This is a genomic window from Micromonospora sp. NPDC048907 (genome assembly GCF_055586885.1).
The window spans coordinates 127,274-146,615 of record NZ_JBVJHI010000011.1 but is presented as its reverse complement, the minus strand read 5'-3'; the positions used below and the strand labels follow the sequence as shown (position 1 = coordinate 146,615).

The window sequence follows — 19,342 nt, the reverse complement described above, 5'->3', positions numbered from 1 at the left end:
GAGGAACGCAGTGCGCATCAACATGCTCAAGCGGGCCATGGTCGCGGCCGCGCTGGCCCTGCCCGGGGCCGCGGTCGCCACGGTCGTCGCCGCGCCGGCGGCCCACGCCGACGGCTGCTACACCTGGCCCCGGAACCTCTACCAGGGGCGGTCCGGGGAGGACGTCCGGCAACTCCAGATCCGCGTGGCGGGCTGGGCCGCGTACCGGGACATCGTCCGTGTCGACGGCATCTACGGGCCCGAGACGGCGGCCGCCGTCCGCCGCTTCCAGTCCGCGTACGGGCTCCCCGCCGACGGCGTCGCCGGCCCGCGGACCTTCGCCAAGATCTACGACCTCCAGGACGACGACTGCACCCCGAAGCACTTCAGCTACACCGAACTCGACAACGGCTGCGGCAAGGGCGGGTGGAGCGGGGGCCCGCTCTCGTCGACCGCGACCCGGGAGAACGCGGTACGCACCATGTGGAAGCTGGAGGCGCTGCGGCGCAGCCTCGGCGACACGCCGCTCTACGTCACCAGCGGCTTCCGCAGCATCGCCTGCAACCAGGAGGTCGGCGGGGCCGCGGACAGCCAGCACCTCTACGGCACCGCGGCCGACGTGCTGTCCCGCAGCAGGACGCTCTGCCAGGTGGCCCAGTCGGCCCGCAGCCACGGCTTCAGCGGCCTCCTGGGCCCGGGCTACCCCGGGCACAGCGACCACGTCCACGTGGACTCGCGCCGGGAGAACAACCAGGACCAGTCGGCGAACGGCACCACCTGGTCCGTCCCGGACTGCGGGGTGAGCTGAGCGACACCGACGGCGGCCCGACGCGGGGGTGGGGGCTCCCCGCGCCCGGGCCGCCGCCGGCGGCCCCGGTGCCGCTGCGACCCGGAACGGTCGTCAGCTCGCCCGGGGCCAGCGCGGCCGGGTGGCGGGGGGCGCCACGGGCCGGCCGGTGCCGCCGGGCCGGAGAGCGGGCCGCACCGGAGGTGCGGCGACCCGGCCGGCCGGGCCGCGCGGGGACTGCGGCGCCGTCGGCCGGCCGGCCGACGGCCCGGACAGCACGAACGGGAAGGGCACGTGCACGAACGGGTTCCCGTGGCGCACCAGCGCGTCGATCTGACGCTCGTTGAGGCCGTGGATCTCCAGCACCCGCCGCCCCCACCGGTGCAGCCGGCAGGGGTACGCGGACCCGTCGTTGCGGCACTTCGGTCCGGCGGGCCACTCCTCGGCGGCGTGCACCACCACCGCCCGGACCGCGAGGCGGACGTCCTCGGGGGTCAGCGGCGCCGGCACCGGCACCTCACCCAGGATCTGATCGATGGGATCCGTCGACTGCTCACCAACTCGCACGGCAGGCCTCCCGCAGCTCGGCAGCGGTGCGGCGGACCGGCCGCACCACATCCTCGACCACTGGTACGGCCCCGCGCCGGCAGTAGTTCAATCCCGCCCGGCGGTCACACCAACCCGGCGTCCTGCACCAGCAGCGCCACCTGCACCCGGTTGTTCAGATCGAGCTTCGTGAGCAGGCGCGACACGTACGCCTTCACGGTCGCCACGCTCATGAACAGCTCCGCGGAGATCTCCGCGTTGCTCCGGCCCTGCCCGAGCGCCACGGCGACCTCCCGCTCCCGTTCGGTCAGGTCGTCGAGCAGCCGCAGCGCCCGCTCCCGCCGGGGGTCCGGCGACCGGGCGGGCACCGGCGCGGTCACGTGCGCGATGAGCTTGCGGGTGACCGCCGGGGACAGGGTCGCCTCGCCGGCCGCGACCCGGCGCACCGCCGCCACGATCTCGGCGGGCGGGGTGTCCTTGAGCAGGAAGCCGCTGGCCCCGGCGCGCAGCGCCCGCAGCACCTGCTCGTCGGCGTCGAAGGTGGTCAGCACCAGCACCTCGGGCGGGTCCGGCGCGGCCCGCAGCGCCTCGGTGGCGGCCAGCCCGTCGACGCGGGGCATCCGGATGTCCATGAGCACCACGTCCGGGGCGTACGCGGCGACCGCGGCGGGCACCTCCGCGCCGTCGGTGGCCTCGCCGACCACCCGCACGTCCGGCATCCCGCCGAGGATCATCGACAGCGCGGCCCGGACCAGCGCGTCGTCGTCGACGATCAGCACCCGGACCGGCGGCTCGGCGGTCACGCGGGCGCCCAGGGCAGCCAGGCGGTGAGCCGGAAGTCGCCGCCGGCGTCCCGCCCGTGGTCGAGCCGGCCGCCGGCCAGGCTGACCCGTTCCGCGACACCCACCAGCCCGGTCCCGGTGCCGGGGATCGGCGAGCCGGCCTCGCCGACCGGCCACGGGTTACGGATCTCCACGGCCAGGCCGTCGCCGGGGCCGCCGGCCAGCCGGACGGTCACCACCGCCCCGGGCGCGTGCTTGCGGGCGTTGGTGAGCCCCTCCTGCACGATCCGGTACGCGCTGCGCCCGACCGCCGCCGGCACCGCCGCCCGGTCGGCGACCTCGTCCACCACGCTGACCCGTACGCCGGCGGTCCGGGACTCGGCGACCAGGGCGGGGACGTCGCCCAGGGTGGGTTGCGGGCGCTCGGGGGTGGCCTCGACGGACGGCTCGGCGCGGAGCACGCCGATCACCTCGCGCAGGTCCTGCAGAGCGGCGTGCGCGCTGGCCCGGATCACGCCGGCCGCCCGGGCGACCTCCTCGGGGGGCGCGTCCGGGCGGAACTCCAGGGCGCCGGCGTGCAGGCTGAGCAGGGAGATCCGGTGCGCGAGCACATCGTGCATCTCCCGGGCGATCCGGGTGCGTTCGAGCTGGCGGGCCTGCTCCAGCCGGAGCTGCTGCTCGGCCTCGGCCCGCTCGGCCCGGTCGCGCAGCGACAGCACGAGCTGGCGGCGGGCCCGGACGAACAGCGCCCAGGCCACCGTCCCGCCGATGAAGAGCAGGGTCCAGGCCACGGCCGCCCAGAACGGCAGCACCGGGTCGGGGCGGATCGCCAGGTAGAGCGGCGTCGTCAGGAGGTGCCAGCCGACCAGCGCCAGCGCGACCGCGAGCCGCTGGTGCACCACGAGCGTGAACAGGATGATCAGCAGCGCGATCCCGGCGGTGACCGAGAAGAGGGCCAGCGGCGCGGCGGCCACGGCCAGCCCGACCGGCCAGCGCCGGCGCAGCCAGAGGGCCGCGCTGACCAGCAACCCGATGGCTAGGTCCAGCTGGTTCAGCCAGCCCGGCCCGAGGTTCAGCGCGAATTCCGGCTCGGGCCGCAGCGAGTCGGCGTAGGAGAGCAGCACCCAGATCACCGAGAACAGGAACGCCAGGCTGTCGACCAGCCAGTCCCGGGGCGTCCGCCGGGGCACCCGGGCGGTGGGTGCCAGGGATCCCGGCAGCAGCCAGGGGTGGTCGGGCACGACGGCGCTGCTCATCCACCCATGCTAGGAAGCCCGTCGCGGCCCCGACCAGCTACCAAAGTCGACGCCTGCGGGTAGACCGAGGTATCGACGGCTCCCGACCGCCGGCCGCAGCGGGCGACCGGGTGGCCCCGGCAGGCTCGACGGCATGATCGAAGTCGACCACCTCACCAAGCGGTACGGCCCGCACACCGCCGTCGAGGATGTCTCGTTCCGCTGCGAACCGGGCACGGTGACCGGTTTCCTCGGCCCGAACGGCGCCGGCAAGTCCACCACCATGCGGATGATCTGCGGGATGACGCCGCCCAGCGCGGGCGGCGCCACGGTCGCCGGGCGGCCCTACCGGGAGCTGCCCAACCCGGGTCGGGAGATCGGGGTCCTGCTCGACGCCTCCGCCCAGCACGCCGGGCGGACCGGCCGGGAGGCGCTGACCCTGGCCGCCCGGACCATGGGCGTGGAGCGCGGGCAGGTCGCCGCGACGCTGGACCTGGTCGGGCTGAACGAGACGGCGGCGCGGCGGCGGGTCGGGGCGTACTCCCTGGGCATGCGGCAGCGGCTCGGCCTGGCGCTGGCGCTGCTGGGTGACCCCCGGGTGCTGATCCTCGACGAGCCGGCCAACGGCCTGGACCCGGAGGGCATCTTCTGGATGCGCGGCCTGCTGCGCGACTTCGCCGACCGGGGCGGCACCGTGCTGCTCTCCTCGCACCTGCTGCGCGAGGTGGAGGCGGTGGCCGACCGGCTCGTGGTGATCGGCGCCGGGCGGATCGTCGCCCAGGGCGGCAAGGACGAGCTGCTGGCCGGGGCCGGCACCCTGGTCCGCGCCCGGGACCAGCACGCCCTGCGGCTGACCCTGGACCGGGCCGGCCTGCCGGCGACCGCCGGCACCGACGGCGGCTACGTCGTCCGGGCGGAGCCGGAGTCGGTCGGCCAGGCGGCGGCGGACGCCGGGCTGGTCCTCACCGAGCTGCGCCCGGCCGGCAGTGGCGGACTCGAACAGCTCTTCCTCACCCTCACCGCCGGCGCGTCCACGAAGGAGGCCGTCCGATGACCGCCGTCACCGCCCCCGCCCCCACCCTGCGGGGTGCCACCGCCGCCGGGCCCTCGCTGGCCCGGCTGACCGCGGTGGAGCTGCGCAAGCTCGCCGACACCCGGGCCGGACGCTGGCTCCTGATCACCATCGGGCTGGTCGCGGCCGTCATCGTGACGGTGCAGATCTTCGTGGTGCAGGACGCGGAGCAGACGTTCACCGCCTTCTTCACCCCGTCGCTGTTCCCGGTCGGGCTGCTCCTGCCGGTGCTCGGCATCCTCTCCATCACGGCGGAGTGGTCCCAGCGCACCGCGCTGACCACCTTCGCGCTGGTGCCCCGCCGGGAGCGGGTGGTCACCGCGAAGCTCGCCGCGGTGGTGCTGGCCGCGCTGGCCTCGGTGCTGGTCAGCCTGGCCGTGGCGGCCGCCGGCACGCTGGCCGCCCGGGCCACCGGCGGCGCCGGGACCTGGACCTTCGACTGGCACCTGCTGCCGTACGCGGCGGTGTTCCAGGTGGCGAACGTGCTGATGGGCGCGGGCTTCGGCCTGCTGCTGCTGAACACCCCGCTGGCGATCGTCACCTACCTCCTGCTGCCGACCGTGTGGAGCGTCCTCGCCGCGATGATCCGGGCGCTGCGCGAGCCGGCGCGGTGGCTGGACACCTCGGTCACCATGGAACCCCTGCTCACCCCCGACATGACCGCCGGGCAGTGGGGCCGGCTCGGGGTGTCGCTGGCCGTCTGGCTGCTCCTCCCGCTGGTCGCCGGGCTGGTCCGCACGCTGCGGCGGGAGGTGTCCTGACCGTGGCGGCGCGGGGGTCCGGCGAGTCCGTCGTGGTCAGCGGCGGCGCCGGCGAGCTGGTGCTCATGTGGGCCGGGTTCCCGCTGCTGGGGGCGGGGCTCGGCGCGGCGCTGACCGCCGCGTCCGGCTGGGTGGCCGGCCTGCCCTGGTTCCCCTTCCAGGGCTGGTTCGCGCTGCTGCACCGGTGGCCGCCGGAGCGGTCGTACCCGGTGGGGGCGGGGGTGGTCGCGCTGGCCGGCCTGGTGCTCGCGGTGCTCGGCACCCGCGAGCGGCTGACCGTGACGGTCGGGCGCACGTCGGTCCGGCTGCACCGCGACGGCCACGGCCGGGACGTGGCCCGATCCGGGGTCACCGGGGTGTTCCACGACGGGAAGGCGCTGGTGCTGCTGGACGCCGGCGGCGGCGAGCTGGCCCGGGAGCCGTCCGACCTGGGCGCGGAACGGCTGCGCGCGGCGTTCACCGGGCAGGGCTGGCCCTGGGTCGAGCAGGACCCGTACGGGACGGCGTACCGGCGGTGGGTCGAGGGCCTGCCGGGGCTGCCGGCCGGGGCGGACGCGCTGCTGCGGGCCCGGCAGCGGGCGGTCGACGCCGGGCGGGGCGGCGAGGCGGCTGAGCTGCGCGATGAGCTGGCCCGGCTCGGCGTGGTGGTCCGGGACGAGCGCAAGCGGCAGTACTGGCGGCTGGTCCCCGGTCCGCCGGACCGGGACGGCGCGCGGCGGTAGCGTCGGCCGTGGGACCACCGAGGGCGGGAGGGCGCGATGACCGAGCGGCAGCCGTACCGCGTGGTGGCCCGTCACCCGGGGTTCGAGCTGCGCCGCTACCCGGCCCACCTGGTCGCCGAAGTCCGCGTCGCCGGGTCGTTCGAGTCCGCCGGCAGCGCGGCGTTCCGGCCGCTGGCCCGGTACCTCTCCGGGGCGAACAGGTCCCGCCGGGCCCTCCCGGTGGCCGCCCCCGCCGGGCCGGGGCCGGCCGGCTCGGAGCGGATCGCCATGACGGTCCCCGTGCTGCAGATCGAGGGCGACCGGCCGGGAAGCTGGCTGGTGCAGTTCGTGATGCCGGCGGCCTTCACCCCGGCCACGCTGCCCGAGCCGGCGGACCCGCTGGTCACCACCCGGGAGATCCCGGCGCAGCTCGCGGCGGCGATGCGGTTCTCCGGGCGGTGGACCGCGCGGACGTTCGAGCGGCGGGCCACCGCGCTCGGTCGGGCGGTCACCGCCGCCGGCCTGAGCCCGACCGGCGCCGTCCGGTACGCCCGCTTCGACCCGCCGTGGAGACCCTGGTTCCTGCGGCGTAACGAGGTCGTGCTCCCGGTCGCCGATTAGGCGGCGGCCGGCACGGCCGCCGGGCCACCCCTAGACTCGGTGACCCCGCTGCCTGCCGGATGGGAGACCCCGTGCGCCGCTGGTCCGCCGCCCTGGTCCTGGTGCTGCTGCTCGCCGGCTGCGGCGGCGGCGTCGAGACGACAGTCATGCCGGCCTGGGAGAGCCCCTCGCCGACCGCGCCCGCCCCGCTCACCGCCAGGGAGGCGAAGGGCCGGTACCTGGCCGTCGTGGCGCCGTACAACACGGCGCTGGAGGAACTGGAGGCGGCGCTGAAGGCCGGCCGGCCGTGGCGGACCGTGCGGGGCCTGGCGCGGACGGTCGCCAGCACCAACGCCGCCCACGCCGAGCAGCTCCGCGCCACCGTCTGGCCGGCGAAGGCACAGGCCCCGGTCGCCGCGCTGCTCAAGGAGAACGAGGTGGCGCTGCGGCACTGGCAGCTCGCGGCCGAGGCCGGCAGCGCCGCGGTGCTGATGCGGGAGATCCGCGCCGCCGCCGCGCACGACGGCGGCACGCAGGCCGACCGGGTACGCGTCGCCCTCGGCCTGCCGCTCTACCGCGACTCCTGACCCCGGTGCGATGAGCGACCCCGCGATCGCGCCATGTGGCGAGGGCGGGCGGCGCCGGAGGATCGGTTCCGGCCGCGGAGACCCCTGATCTCCGCGCCCACCGACCCGAGGAGGGCACCATGACCGACCAACCCGTACCGCAGCCGGTACGCGCGGGCGCGGGCGGGCCGGACGCCGGCCCGCGCAACGTGGCCGTCGACCGGCAGAACCCGGACCTGCTCACCCCGCCGGCCACCGACTCGGGCACCGTGCCCAACCTCCGGTTCTCGTTCTCCAACGCGCACACCCGGATCGAGCGGGGCGGCTGGACCCGTGAGGTGACCCAGCGCGAGCTGCCGATCGCCACCGAACTGGCCGGCGTCGACATGGCGCTGGAGCCCGGGGCGTACCGGGAGCTGCACTGGCACAAGGAGGCCGAGTGGGCGTACGTGCTCAACGGCAGCTGCCGCATCGGCGCCGTGGACCAGGAGGGGCGCAACTTCCTCGACGACGTGCGGCAGGGCGACCTGTGGTTCTTCCCCAAGGGCATCCCGCACCACATCCAGGCGCTCGGCGAGGGGGTGGAGTTCCTGCTGGTCTTCGACGACGGCAGCTTCTCCGAGAACAGCACCTTCCTGATGAGCGACTTCTTCGCGCGTACCCCGAAGAGCGTGCTGGCCAAGAACTTCGGCTGGAACGTCGACCAGCTCACCGACCTGCCGGAGAAGGAGAAGTACATCTTCCCCGGCGAGGTGCCGCCGCCCCTGGAGCAGGACCGGGTGATCAGCCCCACCGGCGACGTGCCCCGCACCTTCAAGCACCGGTTGCACGCCCAGGCCCCGCAGCGTTTCGCCGGCGGCACCGTCCGCATCGCGGACTCCACCAACTTCGCGGCGTCGACGGCGATCTGCGCGGCGCTCGTGGAGATCGAACCGGGCGGCCTGCGCGAGCTGCACTGGCACCCGACCGACGACGAGTGGCAGTACTGGATCTCCGGGCGCGGCCGGATGGGGGTGTTCGCCAGCTCCGGCGTCGCCCGCACCTTCGACTTCCAGGCCGGTGACGTCGGCTACGTGCCGTTCGCCTACGGCCACTGGATCGAGAACCTGGGCGACGAGCCGCTGGTGTTCCTGGAGATGTTCCGCAAGCCCCGGTTCGAGGACATCTCGCTGGCCCAGTGGATGGCCAACATGCCGGCCGAGGTGATCGCCGACACCATCAACCTGCCCCGCGGGATGATCGAGGCGCTGCCGAGGGAGAAGCGGCCGGTGGTGCGCTGACCGGCCGCGCGTCCCACAGCCGGGCGAGCTGCACCCGGTTGCGGATGCCGAGCTTGGCGTAGATGGCGCGCAGGTGCGTGTCGACGGTGTGGAAGGACAGGTACAACCGGCCCGCCACCTGCTGTTTCGTGGCGCCGGCCGCGAGCAGTTCGGCGATGCCGGCCTCCCGGGCGGTCAGCGCCGCGAGCCCGTGCCCGGGCGGGCCGGGCGCCGGGCGGCGGCGGGTCGCGGCGAGCCGACGGTCCCACCGCTCGGCCCGCTCCTGGTCGCCGGTCGCGCCGAGGCGCCCGTACCGGGCGGCGGCCTCCTGCGCGGCGGGCCGGGCCTCGGCCAGCCGCACCCGGGGCGAGCGGGCGAGGTCCAGCAGCGCGTCGGCCAGCGCCGGGCCGGCACCGGTGGCCCGCAGCGCCCGCACGGCCGCCCGCAGCGCCGACGGGTCCCGGCGGACCAGCGCGTCGGCGTGCCCGGCCAGCCCCTGCCAGAGGGGTACGGGGGTCCGCTCGGCCACCGCCGCGAGGCGGTCGGCGACGGCCCGCGCCCGGTTGGCGTCGCCGAGCAGCAGCAGGGCGCGGACCAGCCGGGGACCGTGCTGGGCGACCAGCAGCAGCGGGCGTACCGACCGGGCCGCGTCGGCGGCGGCGGCCCGGATCAGCCCGGGATGGCGTAGCGGCTCGGGGTCGGCGGCCGCGGCACAGCGCAGCAGCGCCCACGGCATCCGGTCGGGCCAGGGGTGCTCGGGCAGCTCCCGGTCGAGCACGGCCCGGGCCGCCGCCGGCCGGCCGAGCCGGTACGCGACCTCGACGACGACCGAGAGCAGGGCGGCGCGGGTCTCGTCGGTCAGCGGGCCGGGTGGCCGGTCCAGCGCCAGCCGGGCCTGCGCCCCGGCCTCCGGCAGCTCCCCCACGCCCAGCATCCGCAGGCAGGACAGCGCGAGCACGGCCGGGGTGCCGGAGGCGGGCAGGTCGTCGTGCGCCGCCCGGATCGCGGTGGCCGCGTCCGGGTACTCGCCGAGGGCGAGCCGCACGGCGATCCGCTCGGCGCGGACGGCGGCGGCCTCGGCGCGCAGGGCCGGCCGGCCCGGGTCCACGCCGGCCAGCACGTGGCGGGCACCGGGCACCGCGCCGAGGGCGAGCGCCCGCGCGGCCCGGGCGAGCGCCAGCCGTACGCCGGCCCGGGCGGACGGGTGCGCCGCCTGCGCCCGGCCGGCCTCGCGGAGCAGGGCGTCGGCGCGCGGGTGACCGGCCCGGGCGGCCACGCCGGCCGCCGTGGCGGCGAGCCAGGCGTGGTGTTCGGGTCCGGCCAGGCGGCGGGCCCGGTCGAGCTGGTCGAGCGCGACCGAGGGCCGGCGGCCGGCCTGCCAGGACCCGAGCCGGCCGAGCAGCAGCCCGCGGTCCGGCGCGCCGGCGCGGTCGGCGGCGAGTTCGGCGGCGAGCAGGTCGGCGGCCTCGTCGCCGCGCCCGGCCAGGACGAGCAGGTCGCCCGCCGTGAGCAGCCACCGGGTCCGCGTCCCGGCGTCGGCGCCGGGGAGCACGGCGAGCAGCAGGTCCGCCCCGGCGGACGGGTCGACCGCGGCGTCGGCGACGAGCCGGTCGACCCGCCCGGGATCGACCTCGCCGGTGGCGCGGACCGCCGCCAGCAGGTGCCCGACGGCGCGGCCCGGATCGGCGCCGGCCAGCACCTCGGCCGCCCTCCGGTGCAGGTGGCCCAGGAGGGACGGCGGCAGGGCGTCGGCCTGCTCGCGGAGCAGCCGGCCGGCGGTCAGCCCGCCGCCGGTGTCGGCGAGCAGCCCGCGGGCGGTCAGCGCGGCCACCGCGTCGGCGACCTCCGGTTCGGGCCGGCCGGTCAGCCGCGCGAGCTGCGGCAGCCGGCACGGTCCGGGCGCGAGCGCGGCGGCCCGGGCCACCGCCCGCTCGACGGCGGTCGACGGTGGAGCATCGCGCGGCGCCACCGGCGTCGGTTCGGTCATCCGGCACCCCCTCGGCGCGGGCCCGCCGCGGGCCGGCGGGTCGGGTCCCGCCGAATCAACCACGAGCCGGGCGCGGGTGAAGGGTGTTCATGTGAAAGACGCTCGGGATGGTGACCCGGTCCGGACGGCGTCGGGCCCGCGCCGAGGTGCGGCGCGGGCCCGAACGGGAGGGTGGAGCTACTTGCCGTTGCCCGTGTTCCTCACCCGGAACGTGTAGTCCGCGTCCAGGTAGGTGAGGTCACCGGTCGGCAGGTTGGAGATCAGGACGGCGAAGTCGTCCTGGTTGCCGTTGGCGCACTTCGTCTTCAGGCCGCCGGCGGTGAACTGGTCGCCGGTGGACCGGTAGACCCAGTTGCCGGCGCCGTCGGTGGTCTCCCCCGCCGAGGTGACGCCCGGCGTGAGGTCGCAGTGGCTGACCACCTGGACCGTCCAGTTGTTGTTCTGCACGCCGTCGGTGGTGATCCAGTTGCCCGCCGCGGAGGTGAGGTTCGCCGCGGCCCCGTTGACCCGGACGTCATCGACGAACCAGCCGGTGTCCATGTACGCGGCGTCGGTGGAGTAGCTGAACCGCACGTCCGTGGTGCCGGCCGGCAGGTCGGCGGTGAGGTGCTGGTAGACCGGGTCGTCGACGAAGTACTCGCCGCCGGAGGTGCCGGTCAGGCCGTTGCCCTCCTCGTTGTTGCCGTGCGGATCGTCGTCGGTGGTGACGACCTGACCGGCGTCGTCGCGCAGGGGCACGGTCACCCAGGTGCCGCCGACGAGGGCCTCGACGAAGCCGTAGTCCCAGCCCTCCTCGATGAAGTGCCAGCTCCAGAAGTCCAGCGAGGTGACCGCGCCGGAGGTGGTCACGTCGAGGATGTTGTCGTCCTGGCTCTCGTAGCCGGCGTACCAGTGCGTCGTGCCGGTGTGCGGCGCGATCACCGTCTCGTCGTCGCCGTCGAAGGCCACCGATACGGTCGGGCCGGGGTTGCGGAACCGCTCGACCGACATGCCGAACGGCACGGCGGTGGTGTCCGGGCGGTTCTTCAGCCGCGCCCACTTGGCCTCGGGGGTGGCGCCCTGGTAGCTGCCCCGGCCACCCCAGAAGACGTCGTCGGCGATGTCGATCGTCCACGAGGTGTCGGCCGGGTCGCCGAAGTTGAACGCCTTGATGTCGTAGATCGGCGAGTCCTCGTCGTCCAGGTAGACCGCCACCGACCAGTCGCGGAACAGGTCGGCCGCGCTGCGCAGGTGCGCGCCCGTCGCCGCGTTGAACGAGTCGATGGCGTTCTGCACGCCGGTCATGCCGTCGGCCTGCTCCTCGAAGATCGTCTTGATGAGCAGGTCACCGGCCCTGCCGTCGTACTGCTTGTCCGGGGTGTAGGTGCCGTCGCCGTTGCCGCCCGCCTGCTCCCAGAGGTACTGGAAGTAGGTGAACGCCGCCCCGTAGTTCGCGAGGCTGCCGCCCCACCGGGTCAGCGAGGTCTCCTCGTACAGGACCTGGTGGTTGGTCAGGTGCGAGCCGCCGGCGTCCAGGCCGTTGAGGAAGATGGCGAAGTCCGCCAGGCCCTCGTCGACCCAGGACAGCTCGCCCGGGTCGCTGTAGTTGTGCAGGAGGTGCTGCAGCTCGTGCGCCACCGTGCCCTCGTACAGCTCCGGGCGGTCGTTGGCCGGGTCGGCGTCCCGCCACGGCGAGTCGTTCGGCCCGACCCGGTTCGCCCAGTCCAGGGCGTCGACCACGATGACGTTCATGCCGTTGCTGTCGATGAAGTCCGGCGCGAAGTAGCCGGCCGTGTACGACGTCTGCGCGCAGTCGTAGTAGGCGTCGTCCTGGATGTTGTAGAGCACCATGACCAGCGAGTCGCTGGCCGGCTCGTCCGGGTCGGCCGCGTCCATCGGCCCGAAGTGCTCCTCGTCCACGGCGACGATCTGGTCGGCGAGCTTGTCGCCGACGTAGTCGATCTGCGCCTGGGTGAGCGCGAACTGCGCCGCGGTGGCCGTGGCGCAGGGGGTGAACGCGTCGCCCGGGTTGTGGTCGAACTGCGGGTCGAGGCTGGCCACGCCGGCCGGCGCGGTGCCGTCGAGCGGGGTGCCCTCCGGGACGTAGATGTAGACCGGGGTGCCGTCCGGTGTCGTGTTGGCGTAGACCCGGGTGAAGTCCTGGTTGTAGGTGCCGCCCGCCGCGCTGTCGTTGATCGGCAGCGTGATCGTCGGTTCGCCGGGAAGGTTCTCGTGGTCGTTGGCCTGGGCCGGGGCCGAGACCGTGAAGGCGAGCGCTGTCACGCCCGCCACCGCGGCCGCGATCCGGCTCGGTCGTCGCATTCGCACGTGGTGCCTCCTGCCGTGAGGCGGTGATCAGCTCCGGCCACCGCCGTCGGGTGTGCAGTTGCCCCGTCGGTGCCGCCGAAGCGGTAGCTGACCAGGGGAATTTTGTTCTCAGGCAACCACTTGCGACGGGGGCGGGGAGGGGGCCGGAGGTCACAAATTCGTCACGAACGCGAGTCGCCTGACCGTACGTGCGACCCCCGCCAGCGGCCGGCCGATCCGGGTCGGCGGATCGGCCGAGGGGCCGGCGTCCGCCCGGCCTTCCACAGTGTCCCGACCGGGCCGGAGCCACCACCGTTCGGGTCTTCGGGCCCAGGCACGCTCTAGGCTTGGTCGTCGAGTGACGCCGGCGCGAGGAGGCCCCATGACCCGCTACGCCGCCCTGCTGCGGGGCGTCAACGTCGGCACCACGCGGCTCGCCATGGCCGACCTGCGCCGCCTCGTGGGCGACCTGGGGCACGAGGACGTCAAGACCTACCTGCAGAGCGGCAACGTCGTCTTCAGCAGTCCGCCCACGACGGACGAGATCCTGGCCGAGGGCATCGCGCGGAAGCTCGCCGACGAGCTGGACCTGCGCGTGCCGGTGCTGGTGCGCAGCGGCGACGAACTGGCGGCGGTCGTGGCGGCCAGCCCGTACGCCGGACAGCAGGACGACCCGACGCGGGTGCTGGTGGCCTTCCTCTCGGCCGCGCCGAGTCCGGCCAGGGTCAAGGAGCTGGCGGCGCCGGCCGGGGAGAACCTGGAGTTCACGGTCGACGGGCGCGAGGTGCACCTGCACTTCCCCGACGGTGGCTACGGGCGGACGAAGTTCACCAACGCCCACCTGGAGAAGAAGCTGGGCGTGGTGGCGACCACCCGGAACTGGAAGTCGGTGCTGGCCCTGCGCGACCTGACCGCCGGCTGAGCGGAGGGACCGGCCCCCGTGGCCCGGCCCCTCCGCGACCGATCCTCAGAAGTGGTACGCCGTGTGGTACTCCGGCACCAGCACGCGGCTGCGCGGCGACACCTTCCGCACCGCGGCGATCAGGTCGTCGAGGCGCTTGCGGTCGTTCGGCGCCACCGTCGGCGGGTTGGTCAGCGGCGTCTCGAAGTTGTCCCAGTGCACCGGCACCACGACCTTCGGATAATCGAGGGCGGCCATCAGCCGGGGCACGTAGTCGGCCGTGGCGGTGGTCGCGGCGGAGGCCACCATCGCCACGTCGGGAGCCAGGCCGACCAGGTTGCGCTCGGCGAAATCGCTGGCCCCCATGAAGAACACCGACGGGCCGCCGTCGACGCGGATCTGGTACGCCAGGGTGTCCCCCTCGGGCAGCTCGGAGATCGTCTCCGGTTTCGGCGGCCGGCTGACCCGCACCCCCGGGAAGGCCATCGACCAGGCGCCGTTGCGGCTGTGCAGCGAGCTGACCACCTCGACCGTGTACGCGCCGAAGTCGAGCACCTCGCCGCCCCGGACCGGCGCGAGCTGCCCGCTCGGCAGCCCGTACGCCAGCCCGAGGTGGTAGGCGGTCAGCGTGCCGACGACCCGCGCGCCCGTCCGCCCGGCGATGTGCGGGACGTCGTTGAAGTGGTCCCAGTGGGTGTGCGTGACCAGGATGTTCTCGGCCCGGTCCACCAGCCGGTCGACGACGGCGGCGTCCACCTTCAGCGGGGTGTTCTCGTTGAACGCGCCCGTGAACAGGCCGGTGTCGTAGCGGCTCAGGTACGGGTCGACAAGCACCGTGCGGTCGCCGATGTCGATCCGCCAGCCGGAGGTACCCCACCAGCGGAAGCTGACCGCGCCGGAGCGCCGGGTCCCGGCGGCGGCGACCGGGGCGGCCGTGGCGGCCTGCGCCGGCGCGGCGGATGCGCCGGCGACCAGGCCAGCGGTGGACACGGCGGCGGTGCCGACGGCGGCATCGCGCAGGAAGCGGCGGCGGTCGTAGGGGCGTGTGTCGAGCATGAGGCGTCCTCCCCGGCGGGACAGGTTGATCGGTCCGTCCACCCCACCACCGGCCGCCGGGCGGTGTCCAAGATCGTCCGGCGGAAGGTGCGATACGCGTTCGGATATCGGACCAGGTCGCGGCCGTCGGCGCGGACCGGCCCCGGCCGGATATTCAGCCGGCGCGCAACGCCTCGACGGCGGCCCGGGCGGCCTCGCCCATGGCCAGGTCCACGTCGATCCGGCGGGTGCTGAGCCGCTCGGTGCGGGCGAGGACCGCGACCGCGTACCGGCCGCCGTCGGGATACTCGACGACCCCGGCCTCCAGGTGCAGGCCGGGCAGGGTGCCGGTCTTCCCGGCGACCCGGACGCCGGGCGGGAAGCCGGCGGCGAGCCGGGTCCAGAAGAGCTGCCGGGCCATCAGCTCGCGGACCATCGCGCAGGCGGCCGGCGGCCCCGCCTCGTCCCGCCAGACGAGGCCGAGCAGCCGGGTCAGCTCCCGGGCCGTGCTGGAGGTGGTGTGCTCCGGGTCGAAGACCCGCATGGCCCGGACCCGTTCCGGCGGCAGGGTGGGGAAGATCCGGGCGAAGTCGGCCTCGGTGCGGGCCCCCACGTCGGCGAGCATCGTCTCGACCAGCTGCCGGGGGCCGCCGACGATCCGGGTACGCGGCAGGCCCAGCTCGGCGGCGAGCATCGGCAGGACGTCCGGGCCGACCCGGCGCAGCAGCAGGTCGGCGGCGGTGTTGTCGCTCACCGACATGGCGAAGTAGGCCAGGTCGCGCAGGGACACCTCGACGTCGTCGGCGCAGCCGGCCACGCCCCAGCCGCCGAGCCGGTCGGCCGCGCCGACCAGCACCCGCTCGACCGGGTCGAGCTGGCCGGCGACGGCCTGCCGGGCGAACTCCAGCACCAGCAGGATCTTGAACACGGAGGCGATGACCACCTGCTCGTCCGCCCGCAGCGCCACCTCCCGCCCCGGCACGTCGACGTCCTCGACGTGCAGGCAGCCGCTGATCCCGGCCCGCCCGAAGATCTCCTCGATCCGCTCCCCGCTCACCCCGACACGCTAACCAGCGGCGACCGGGGCGGGCGTAGGGTGCCCGTCGTGGACCTGCTGCGACACCTGCGGCACTTCGTGGTGGTGGCCCGGGAGCTGCACTTCGGGCGGGCGGCCGAGGTGCTGGGCATGGCGCAGCCGCCGCTGAGCCAGTCGATCCAGCGGCTGGAACGCGAGCTGGGCGCCACCCTCTTCGACCGGTCGCAGCGCCAGGTCCGGCTCACCACGGCTGGCCAGCTCCTGCTCGGCGAGGCCGACGAGCTGCTCGCCGGGGAGCGCCGGCTGCGCAACCTGGTCGACCAGGTCCGCCGGGGCGCGCTCGGCGTGCTGCGCGCCGGCGTACCCCCGGAGACCCCGGCCGTGACGCTGCGCGCGCTGCTCGACGGGCTCGCCGCGCGGGCCCCCGGACTCGACCTGGACCTGCACGAGCTGACCAGCGCCGAGCAGCGGCGGATGCTGGCCGAGGGGCGGCTCGACGTGGGCCTGCTGCACCACCCGGTGGAGGAGGCCGGGCTGCGCTTCGGCCCCGCCGTGGACGCGCCGGTCGGGGTGCTGCTGCCCCGGGCCGCTCCGGCGGCCCGGGCCCGCGAGGTGCGGCTGGCCGACCTGGCCGGCCTGGACCTGATCACCGCGCCGCCGGCCACCGCGCCCGGCTGGCACGGGCACCTGCTGGCGGTCTGCCGCCGGCACGGCTTCGCGCCGGCCCGGGTCCGGCCCGCCCGCAACCCGGAGTTCCTGTTCGGGCTGCTGCTGGCCGGTGGCGCGGTCGCCCTGGAACCGGAGCCGGTGGCCCGCCGCGAGCCGCGGATCGCCTGGCGGCCGCTGGTCGACGCGCCGCTGGTCAAGCGGACCTCGGCGGCCTGGCCGGCGCGGGCCGGGCACCCCGCCGCCCCGATGTTCGGGCAGCTCGCGGCCGAGGTGCTGGCCGCCGCGGAGCCGCCACCGGCGACCGCGGCGCTCGCCTCGGCCGCCCGGCCCTGGCCGGTGCTGTTCGAGGCCGGTCAGGACCCCGGTGAGCAGCCGCAGACGGGGTGAACTGGCCGATGGCGGCGCAGATCACCCCGACGGCCGCCGTGACGAGCCGGGCCCAGCGGGTAGAGAAGCCTGGTGGCAAGGCCCGGCGCCGCGCGTGGAAGCGTTCCCCCGGGCACCCCGGACGATCGGAGATGAAGCTTCATGGCCCCGAACAGCGTTCCCGACATCTCACTCAACGACGGCAACACCATCCCGCAGCTCGGCTTCGGGGTCTTCCAGATCGAGCCGAAGGACACCGTGCGGGCCGTCAGCACGGCCCTGGAGGTCGGCTACCGGCACATCGACACGGCCGAGATGTACGGCAACGAGGCCGAGGTCGGGCAGGCCGTGCGCACCTCCGGGCTGGACCGCAGCGAGGTCTTCGTCACCAGCAAGCTGAGCAACGCCTTCCACCGCCCGGACGACGCCCGCAAGGCGTTCGAGTCGACCCTCGCCGAGCTGAAGTTCGACTACCTGGACCTGTTCCTGATCCACTGGCCGCTGCCGACCCGCTACGACGGCGACTTCGTGGCGACCTGGCGTGTGCTGGAGGAGCTGCAGCGCGACGGCCGGGTCCGGTCGATCGGCGTCTCCAACTTTCAGGTGGCCCACCTGGAGCGGCTGGCCGCCGAGGCGGAGATCACACCCGCGGTGAACCAGATCGAGGTACACCCCTACTTCGGCAACGAGGACGTGCGCGCCTACGGCAGGGCCCACAACATCCTCACCGAGGCGTGGTCGCCGATCGCGCAGGGCAAGGTGCTGGACGACCCGACCGTCGTCGACATCGCCGAGGAGGTCGGGCGGACCCCGGCCCAGGTGGTGCTGCGCTGGCACGTGCAGCGCGGCGACATCGTCTTCCCGAAGTCGACCACGCCGAGCCGGATCGAGGAGAACTTCCGGATCTTCGACTTCGAGTTGGACGGCGCGACCGTGGACCGGATCAACGGCCTGAACCGGGGCGAGGCGGGCCGGCAGGGGCCGGACCCGGACACCTTCGACTACATCCCGGACTGAGTCGCCACCGCGACCCGGGGCCGGGCCACCGGCCCCGGTCGCGGGCTCAGGAGCCGACCCGCTCGGCGGCCCGGCGGAACGCGGACTGCGTCGGCGACCCCGGCTCGGGGACGTAGACGATCAGCCGCTGGTCGGTCTCCGGCACGTGCAGCACCCGGCACTCGAACTCCAGCGGCCCCAGCTCCGGGTGGGCGACCCGCTTCACCGTCGGGCGCCGCTCCCCCACCTCGTGCTCGGCCCAGAGCGCGGCGAACCGCGGGGAGAGCCCGAGCAGCTCGGTCACCAGCCCGGCCAGGGCCGGGTCGGCCGGGTAGCGGCCGTACGCGGCCCGCAGGTCGGCCACGGTGGTCCGGGCGAAGCGCAGCACCTCCGGGTCGGCCCAGTGCGACTCGGGCACCGTCGCGCCGAACATCCAGCGGACCATGCTCCGCTCGCCGGCCGGCACCGTCGACAGGTCCCCGACGAACCAGGCGGCCAGCCGGTTCCAGGCCAGCACCTCGTATGCGGCGTCGACCAGGTAGGCGGGCGTCTCCGTCATGGCGTCGAGCAGGTGCCGCAGCCCGGCCGGCACCTCCCGGGCCGGGCCGACCGCGTCCGGCGGGCTCTCCCCGGCGACCCGGAACAGGTACGCCCGCTCGTCCCGGCTGAGCAGCAGCGCCCGGGCCAGCGCGGACAGCACCTGCCGGGACGGGTGCGGCCCGCGCCCCTGCTCCAGCCGGATGTAGTAGTCGATGGACATCCCGGCGAGCTGGGCCACCTCCTGGCGGCGCAGGCCCGGCGTGCGGCGGCGTACCCCCTCGGGGAGGCCGACCTCGGCGGGGCGCAACCGGGCGCGGCGGGTGCGCAGGAACCCCGCCAGCTCGTCGCGGCGCAGTGTGCTCATGCCCCCAGCCTGCCGCACGGCCGGCTCCCGAGGCTGGTACCGCCGGTACCAGCCTCGGCGGGCCTCTCCCGCCACCGGGCGCCCGGCGGCAGCCTCGACCGCATGACGACGACGATCGCCCTGGTCACCGGGGCCAACAAGGGAATCGGGCTGGCCACCGCCCGGCAGCTCGGCGCGCGCGGGATGACCGTGCTGGTCGGTGCGCGCGACGCCACGCGGGGCCGGGAGGCCGCGGACAAGCTGCGGGCCGAGGGGGCGGACGCCCGCTCCGTGCCGCTGGAGGTCACCGACGCGGCGTCGGTCGCCGCCGCGGCCGAGCTGGTCGAGCGGGAGTACGGCCGACTGGACGTGCTTGTCAACAACGCCGGCATCATCCGCGCCGACGGCGCCGGGCTGCCCAGCGAGACCACCCTCGACTCGCTGCGCGAGGTGTACGAGACGAACGTGTTCGGCGTGGTCGCGGTGACCAACGCGCTGCTGCCGCTGCTGCGCCGGGCGCCGGCCGCGCGGATCGTCAACGTCTCCAGCGAGGTCGGCTCGATCGCGGTGATGACCGACCCGGAGGGCGCCCTGTTCGCGCTGACCTCGATCCCCTACCCGTCCTCGAAGACCGCGCTGAACATGGTCACCGCCATGTACGCCAAGGAGCTGCGGGACACCCCGATCAAGGTGAACGCCGCCAACCCCGGCTACTGCGCCACCGACCTCAACCACCACAGCGGCTTCCGCACCCCGGAGGAGGGCGCCGAGGTGAGCGTGCACCTGGCCACCCTGCCGGCGGACGGGCCGAGCGGCCTGCTCTGGGGCTACCAGATGGACGCCGGCGGCGGCTACGGGGTGCTCCCCTGGTGAGGTTTGACTTCGCGCGCACTCG

At 75.2% G+C, this 19,342-nt stretch carries 19 protein-coding genes; 11 read left to right on the top strand and 8 right to left on the bottom strand.

Annotated features, from left to right (window positions below):
• Positions 1–10 precede the first annotated feature (10 nt).
• Positions 11–787: a D-Ala-D-Ala carboxypeptidase family metallohydrolase gene (locus ACZ6PY_RS28905; protein WP_466077931.1), complete on the top strand. Its 777-nt coding sequence runs from the start codon at positions 11–13 to the stop codon at positions 785–787.
• Positions 788–880: 93 nt separating this feature from the next.
• On the opposite strand, the gene ACZ6PY_RS28900 is transcribed toward ACZ6PY_RS28905, so the two are convergent.
• The 3 genes from ACZ6PY_RS28900 to ACZ6PY_RS28890 all read right to left on the bottom strand — a co-directional run bounded on the left by ACZ6PY_RS28900 (position 881) and on the right by ACZ6PY_RS28890 (position 3,350).
• Complete coding sequence (locus tag ACZ6PY_RS28900) at positions 881–1,333, bottom strand: hypothetical protein (protein WP_313722778.1); 453 nt, start codon at positions 1,331–1,333, stop codon at positions 881–883.
• Positions 1,334–1,437: 104 nt separating this feature from the next.
• A complete protein-coding gene (locus ACZ6PY_RS28895) occupies positions 1,438–2,046 on the bottom strand; it encodes a response regulator (protein WP_466078036.1) in 609 nt (202 codons plus the stop codon).
• Between the two features lie 65 nt (positions 2,047–2,111).
• Positions 2,112–3,350: a sensor histidine kinase gene (locus ACZ6PY_RS28890; protein ID WP_466077927.1), complete on the bottom strand. Its 1,239-nt coding sequence runs from the start codon at positions 3,348–3,350 to the stop codon at positions 2,112–2,114.
• Positions 3,351–3,483: 133 nt separating this feature from the next.
• Between ACZ6PY_RS28890 and ACZ6PY_RS28885 the strand changes: the two genes are divergently transcribed.
• The 6 genes from ACZ6PY_RS28885 to ACZ6PY_RS28860 all read left to right on the top strand — a co-directional run bounded on the left by ACZ6PY_RS28885 (position 3,484) and on the right by ACZ6PY_RS28860 (position 8,309).
• Positions 3,484–4,383: an ABC transporter ATP-binding protein gene (locus ACZ6PY_RS28885; RefSeq protein WP_466077924.1), complete on the top strand. Its 900-nt coding sequence runs from the start codon at positions 3,484–3,486 to the stop codon at positions 4,381–4,383.
• On the top strand, positions 4,380–5,162 hold the full coding sequence (locus tag ACZ6PY_RS28880) for an ABC transporter permease (protein ID WP_466077921.1): 783 nt from the start codon (positions 4,380–4,382) through the stop codon (positions 5,160–5,162). Before ACZ6PY_RS28885 ends, ACZ6PY_RS28880 begins: the two co-directional genes overlap by 4 nt.
• A 2-nt stretch (positions 5,163–5,164) precedes the next feature.
• Entirely contained in the window at positions 5,165–5,884 is a 720-nt protein-coding gene (locus tag ACZ6PY_RS28875) for a YqeB family protein (protein WP_466077918.1), read from the top strand.
• Positions 5,885–5,920: 36 nt separating this feature from the next.
• On the top strand, positions 5,921–6,484 hold the full coding sequence (locus ACZ6PY_RS28870; protein WP_466077915.1) for an SOUL family heme-binding protein: 564 nt from the start codon (positions 5,921–5,923) through the stop codon (positions 6,482–6,484).
• 71 nt (positions 6,485–6,555) lie between these two features.
• Positions 6,556–7,050, top strand: a complete 495-nt coding sequence (locus ACZ6PY_RS28865; protein WP_466077912.1) for a hypothetical protein — start codon at positions 6,556–6,558, stop codon at positions 7,048–7,050.
• Between the two features lie 119 nt (positions 7,051–7,169).
• Complete coding sequence (locus tag ACZ6PY_RS28860) at positions 7,170–8,309, top strand: oxalate decarboxylase family bicupin (RefSeq protein WP_466077909.1); 1,140 nt, start codon at positions 7,170–7,172, stop codon at positions 8,307–8,309.
• On the opposite strand, the gene ACZ6PY_RS28855 is transcribed toward ACZ6PY_RS28860, so the two are convergent.
• Positions 8,248–10,275, bottom strand: a complete 2,028-nt coding sequence (locus tag ACZ6PY_RS28855) for a helix-turn-helix transcriptional regulator (protein WP_466077907.1) — start codon at positions 10,273–10,275, stop codon at positions 8,248–8,250. The genes ACZ6PY_RS28860 and ACZ6PY_RS28855 overlap by 62 nt on opposite strands.
• A gap of 177 nt (positions 10,276–10,452) precedes the next feature.
• Positions 10,453–12,576 (bottom strand): hypothetical protein, encoded by a 2,124-nt coding sequence (locus ACZ6PY_RS28850; protein ID WP_466078033.1) that lies wholly within the window; start codon positions 12,574–12,576, stop codon positions 10,453–10,455.
• A 367-nt stretch (positions 12,577–12,943) separates the two neighbouring features.
• On the opposite strand from ACZ6PY_RS28850, the gene ACZ6PY_RS28845 reads away from it, so the two are divergent.
• Positions 12,944–13,483, top strand: a complete 540-nt coding sequence (locus ACZ6PY_RS28845; RefSeq protein WP_466077904.1) for a DUF1697 domain-containing protein — start codon at positions 12,944–12,946, stop codon at positions 13,481–13,483.
• A gap of 45 nt (positions 13,484–13,528) precedes the next feature.
• Here the strand turns inward: ACZ6PY_RS28845 and ACZ6PY_RS28840 are convergent, their stop codons facing one another.
• Positions 13,529–14,518, bottom strand: a complete 990-nt coding sequence (locus ACZ6PY_RS28840; RefSeq protein WP_466077901.1) for an MBL fold metallo-hydrolase — start codon at positions 14,516–14,518, stop codon at positions 13,529–13,531.
• Between the two features lie 154 nt (positions 14,519–14,672).
• Positions 14,673–15,554 carry a serine hydrolase gene (locus tag ACZ6PY_RS28835; RefSeq protein WP_466077898.1) on the bottom strand — a complete coding sequence of 294 codons (882 nt, stop codon included), beginning with the start codon at positions 15,552–15,554 and terminating at the stop codon, positions 14,673–14,675.
• 48 nt (positions 15,555–15,602) lie between these two features.
• On the opposite strand from ACZ6PY_RS28835, the gene ACZ6PY_RS28830 reads away from it, so the two are divergent.
• Both ACZ6PY_RS28830 and ACZ6PY_RS28825 read left to right on the top strand, forming a co-directional pair.
• Positions 15,603–16,589 carry a LysR family transcriptional regulator gene (locus tag ACZ6PY_RS28830; protein ID WP_466077895.1) on the top strand — a complete coding sequence of 329 codons (987 nt, stop codon included), beginning with the start codon at positions 15,603–15,605 and terminating at the stop codon, positions 16,587–16,589.
• 141 nt (positions 16,590–16,730) lie between these two features.
• On the top strand, positions 16,731–17,585 hold the full coding sequence (locus ACZ6PY_RS28825) for an aldo/keto reductase (RefSeq protein ID WP_466077892.1): 855 nt from the start codon (positions 16,731–16,733) through the stop codon (positions 17,583–17,585).
• A 46-nt stretch (positions 17,586–17,631) separates the two neighbouring features.
• On the opposite strand, the gene ACZ6PY_RS28820 is transcribed toward ACZ6PY_RS28825, so the two are convergent.
• Complete coding sequence (locus tag ACZ6PY_RS28820; RefSeq protein WP_466077889.1) at positions 17,632–18,468, bottom strand: helix-turn-helix transcriptional regulator; 837 nt, start codon at positions 18,466–18,468, stop codon at positions 17,632–17,634.
• Between the two features lie 102 nt (positions 18,469–18,570).
• On the opposite strand from ACZ6PY_RS28820, the gene ACZ6PY_RS28815 reads away from it, so the two are divergent.
• Positions 18,571–19,320 (top strand): SDR family oxidoreductase, encoded by a 750-nt coding sequence (locus ACZ6PY_RS28815; protein ID WP_466077887.1) that lies wholly within the window; start codon positions 18,571–18,573, stop codon positions 19,318–19,320.
• Positions 19,321–19,342 lie beyond the last annotated feature (22 nt).

Excerpts from the sequence above, each read along its gene's own strand:
- ACZ6PY_RS28850 (WP_466078033.1), bottom strand. The coding sequence starts at position 12,576 with ATGCGACGACCGAGCCGGATCGCGGCCGCGGTGGCGGGCGTGACAGCG.
- ACZ6PY_RS28885 (WP_466077924.1), top strand. The coding sequence starts at position 3,484 with ATGATCGAAGTCGACCACCTCACCAAGCGGTACGGCCCGCACACCGCC.
- ACZ6PY_RS28840 (WP_466077901.1), bottom strand. The coding sequence starts at position 14,518 with ATGCTCGACACACGCCCCTACGACCGCCGCCGCTTCCTGCGCGATGCC.
- ACZ6PY_RS28825 (WP_466077892.1), top strand. The coding sequence starts at position 16,731 with ATGGCCCCGAACAGCGTTCCCGACATCTCACTCAACGACGGCAACACC.
- ACZ6PY_RS28860 (WP_466077909.1), top strand. The coding sequence starts at position 7,170 with ATGACCGACCAACCCGTACCGCAGCCGGTACGCGCGGGCGCGGGCGGG.
- ACZ6PY_RS28870 (WP_466077915.1), top strand. The coding sequence starts at position 5,921 with ATGACCGAGCGGCAGCCGTACCGCGTGGTGGCCCGTCACCCGGGGTTC.
- ACZ6PY_RS28895 (WP_466078036.1), bottom strand. The coding sequence starts at position 2,046 with ATGATCCTCGGCGGGATGCCGGACGTGCGGGTGGTCGGCGAGGCCACC.
- ACZ6PY_RS28845 (WP_466077904.1), top strand. The coding sequence starts at position 12,944 with ATGACCCGCTACGCCGCCCTGCTGCGGGGCGTCAACGTCGGCACCACG.
- ACZ6PY_RS28890 (WP_466077927.1), bottom strand. The coding sequence starts at position 3,350 with ATGAGCAGCGCCGTCGTGCCCGACCACCCCTGGCTGCTGCCGGGATCC.
- ACZ6PY_RS28880 (WP_466077921.1), top strand. The coding sequence starts at position 4,380 with ATGACCGCCGTCACCGCCCCCGCCCCCACCCTGCGGGGTGCCACCGCC.
- ACZ6PY_RS28855 (WP_466077907.1), bottom strand. The coding sequence starts at position 10,275 with ATGACCGAACCGACGCCGGTGGCGCCGCGCGATGCTCCACCGTCGACC.
- ACZ6PY_RS28820 (WP_466077889.1), bottom strand. The coding sequence starts at position 18,468 with ATGAGCACACTGCGCCGCGACGAGCTGGCGGGGTTCCTGCGCACCCGC.
- ACZ6PY_RS28815 (WP_466077887.1), top strand. The coding sequence starts at position 18,571 with ATGACGACGACGATCGCCCTGGTCACCGGGGCCAACAAGGGAATCGGG.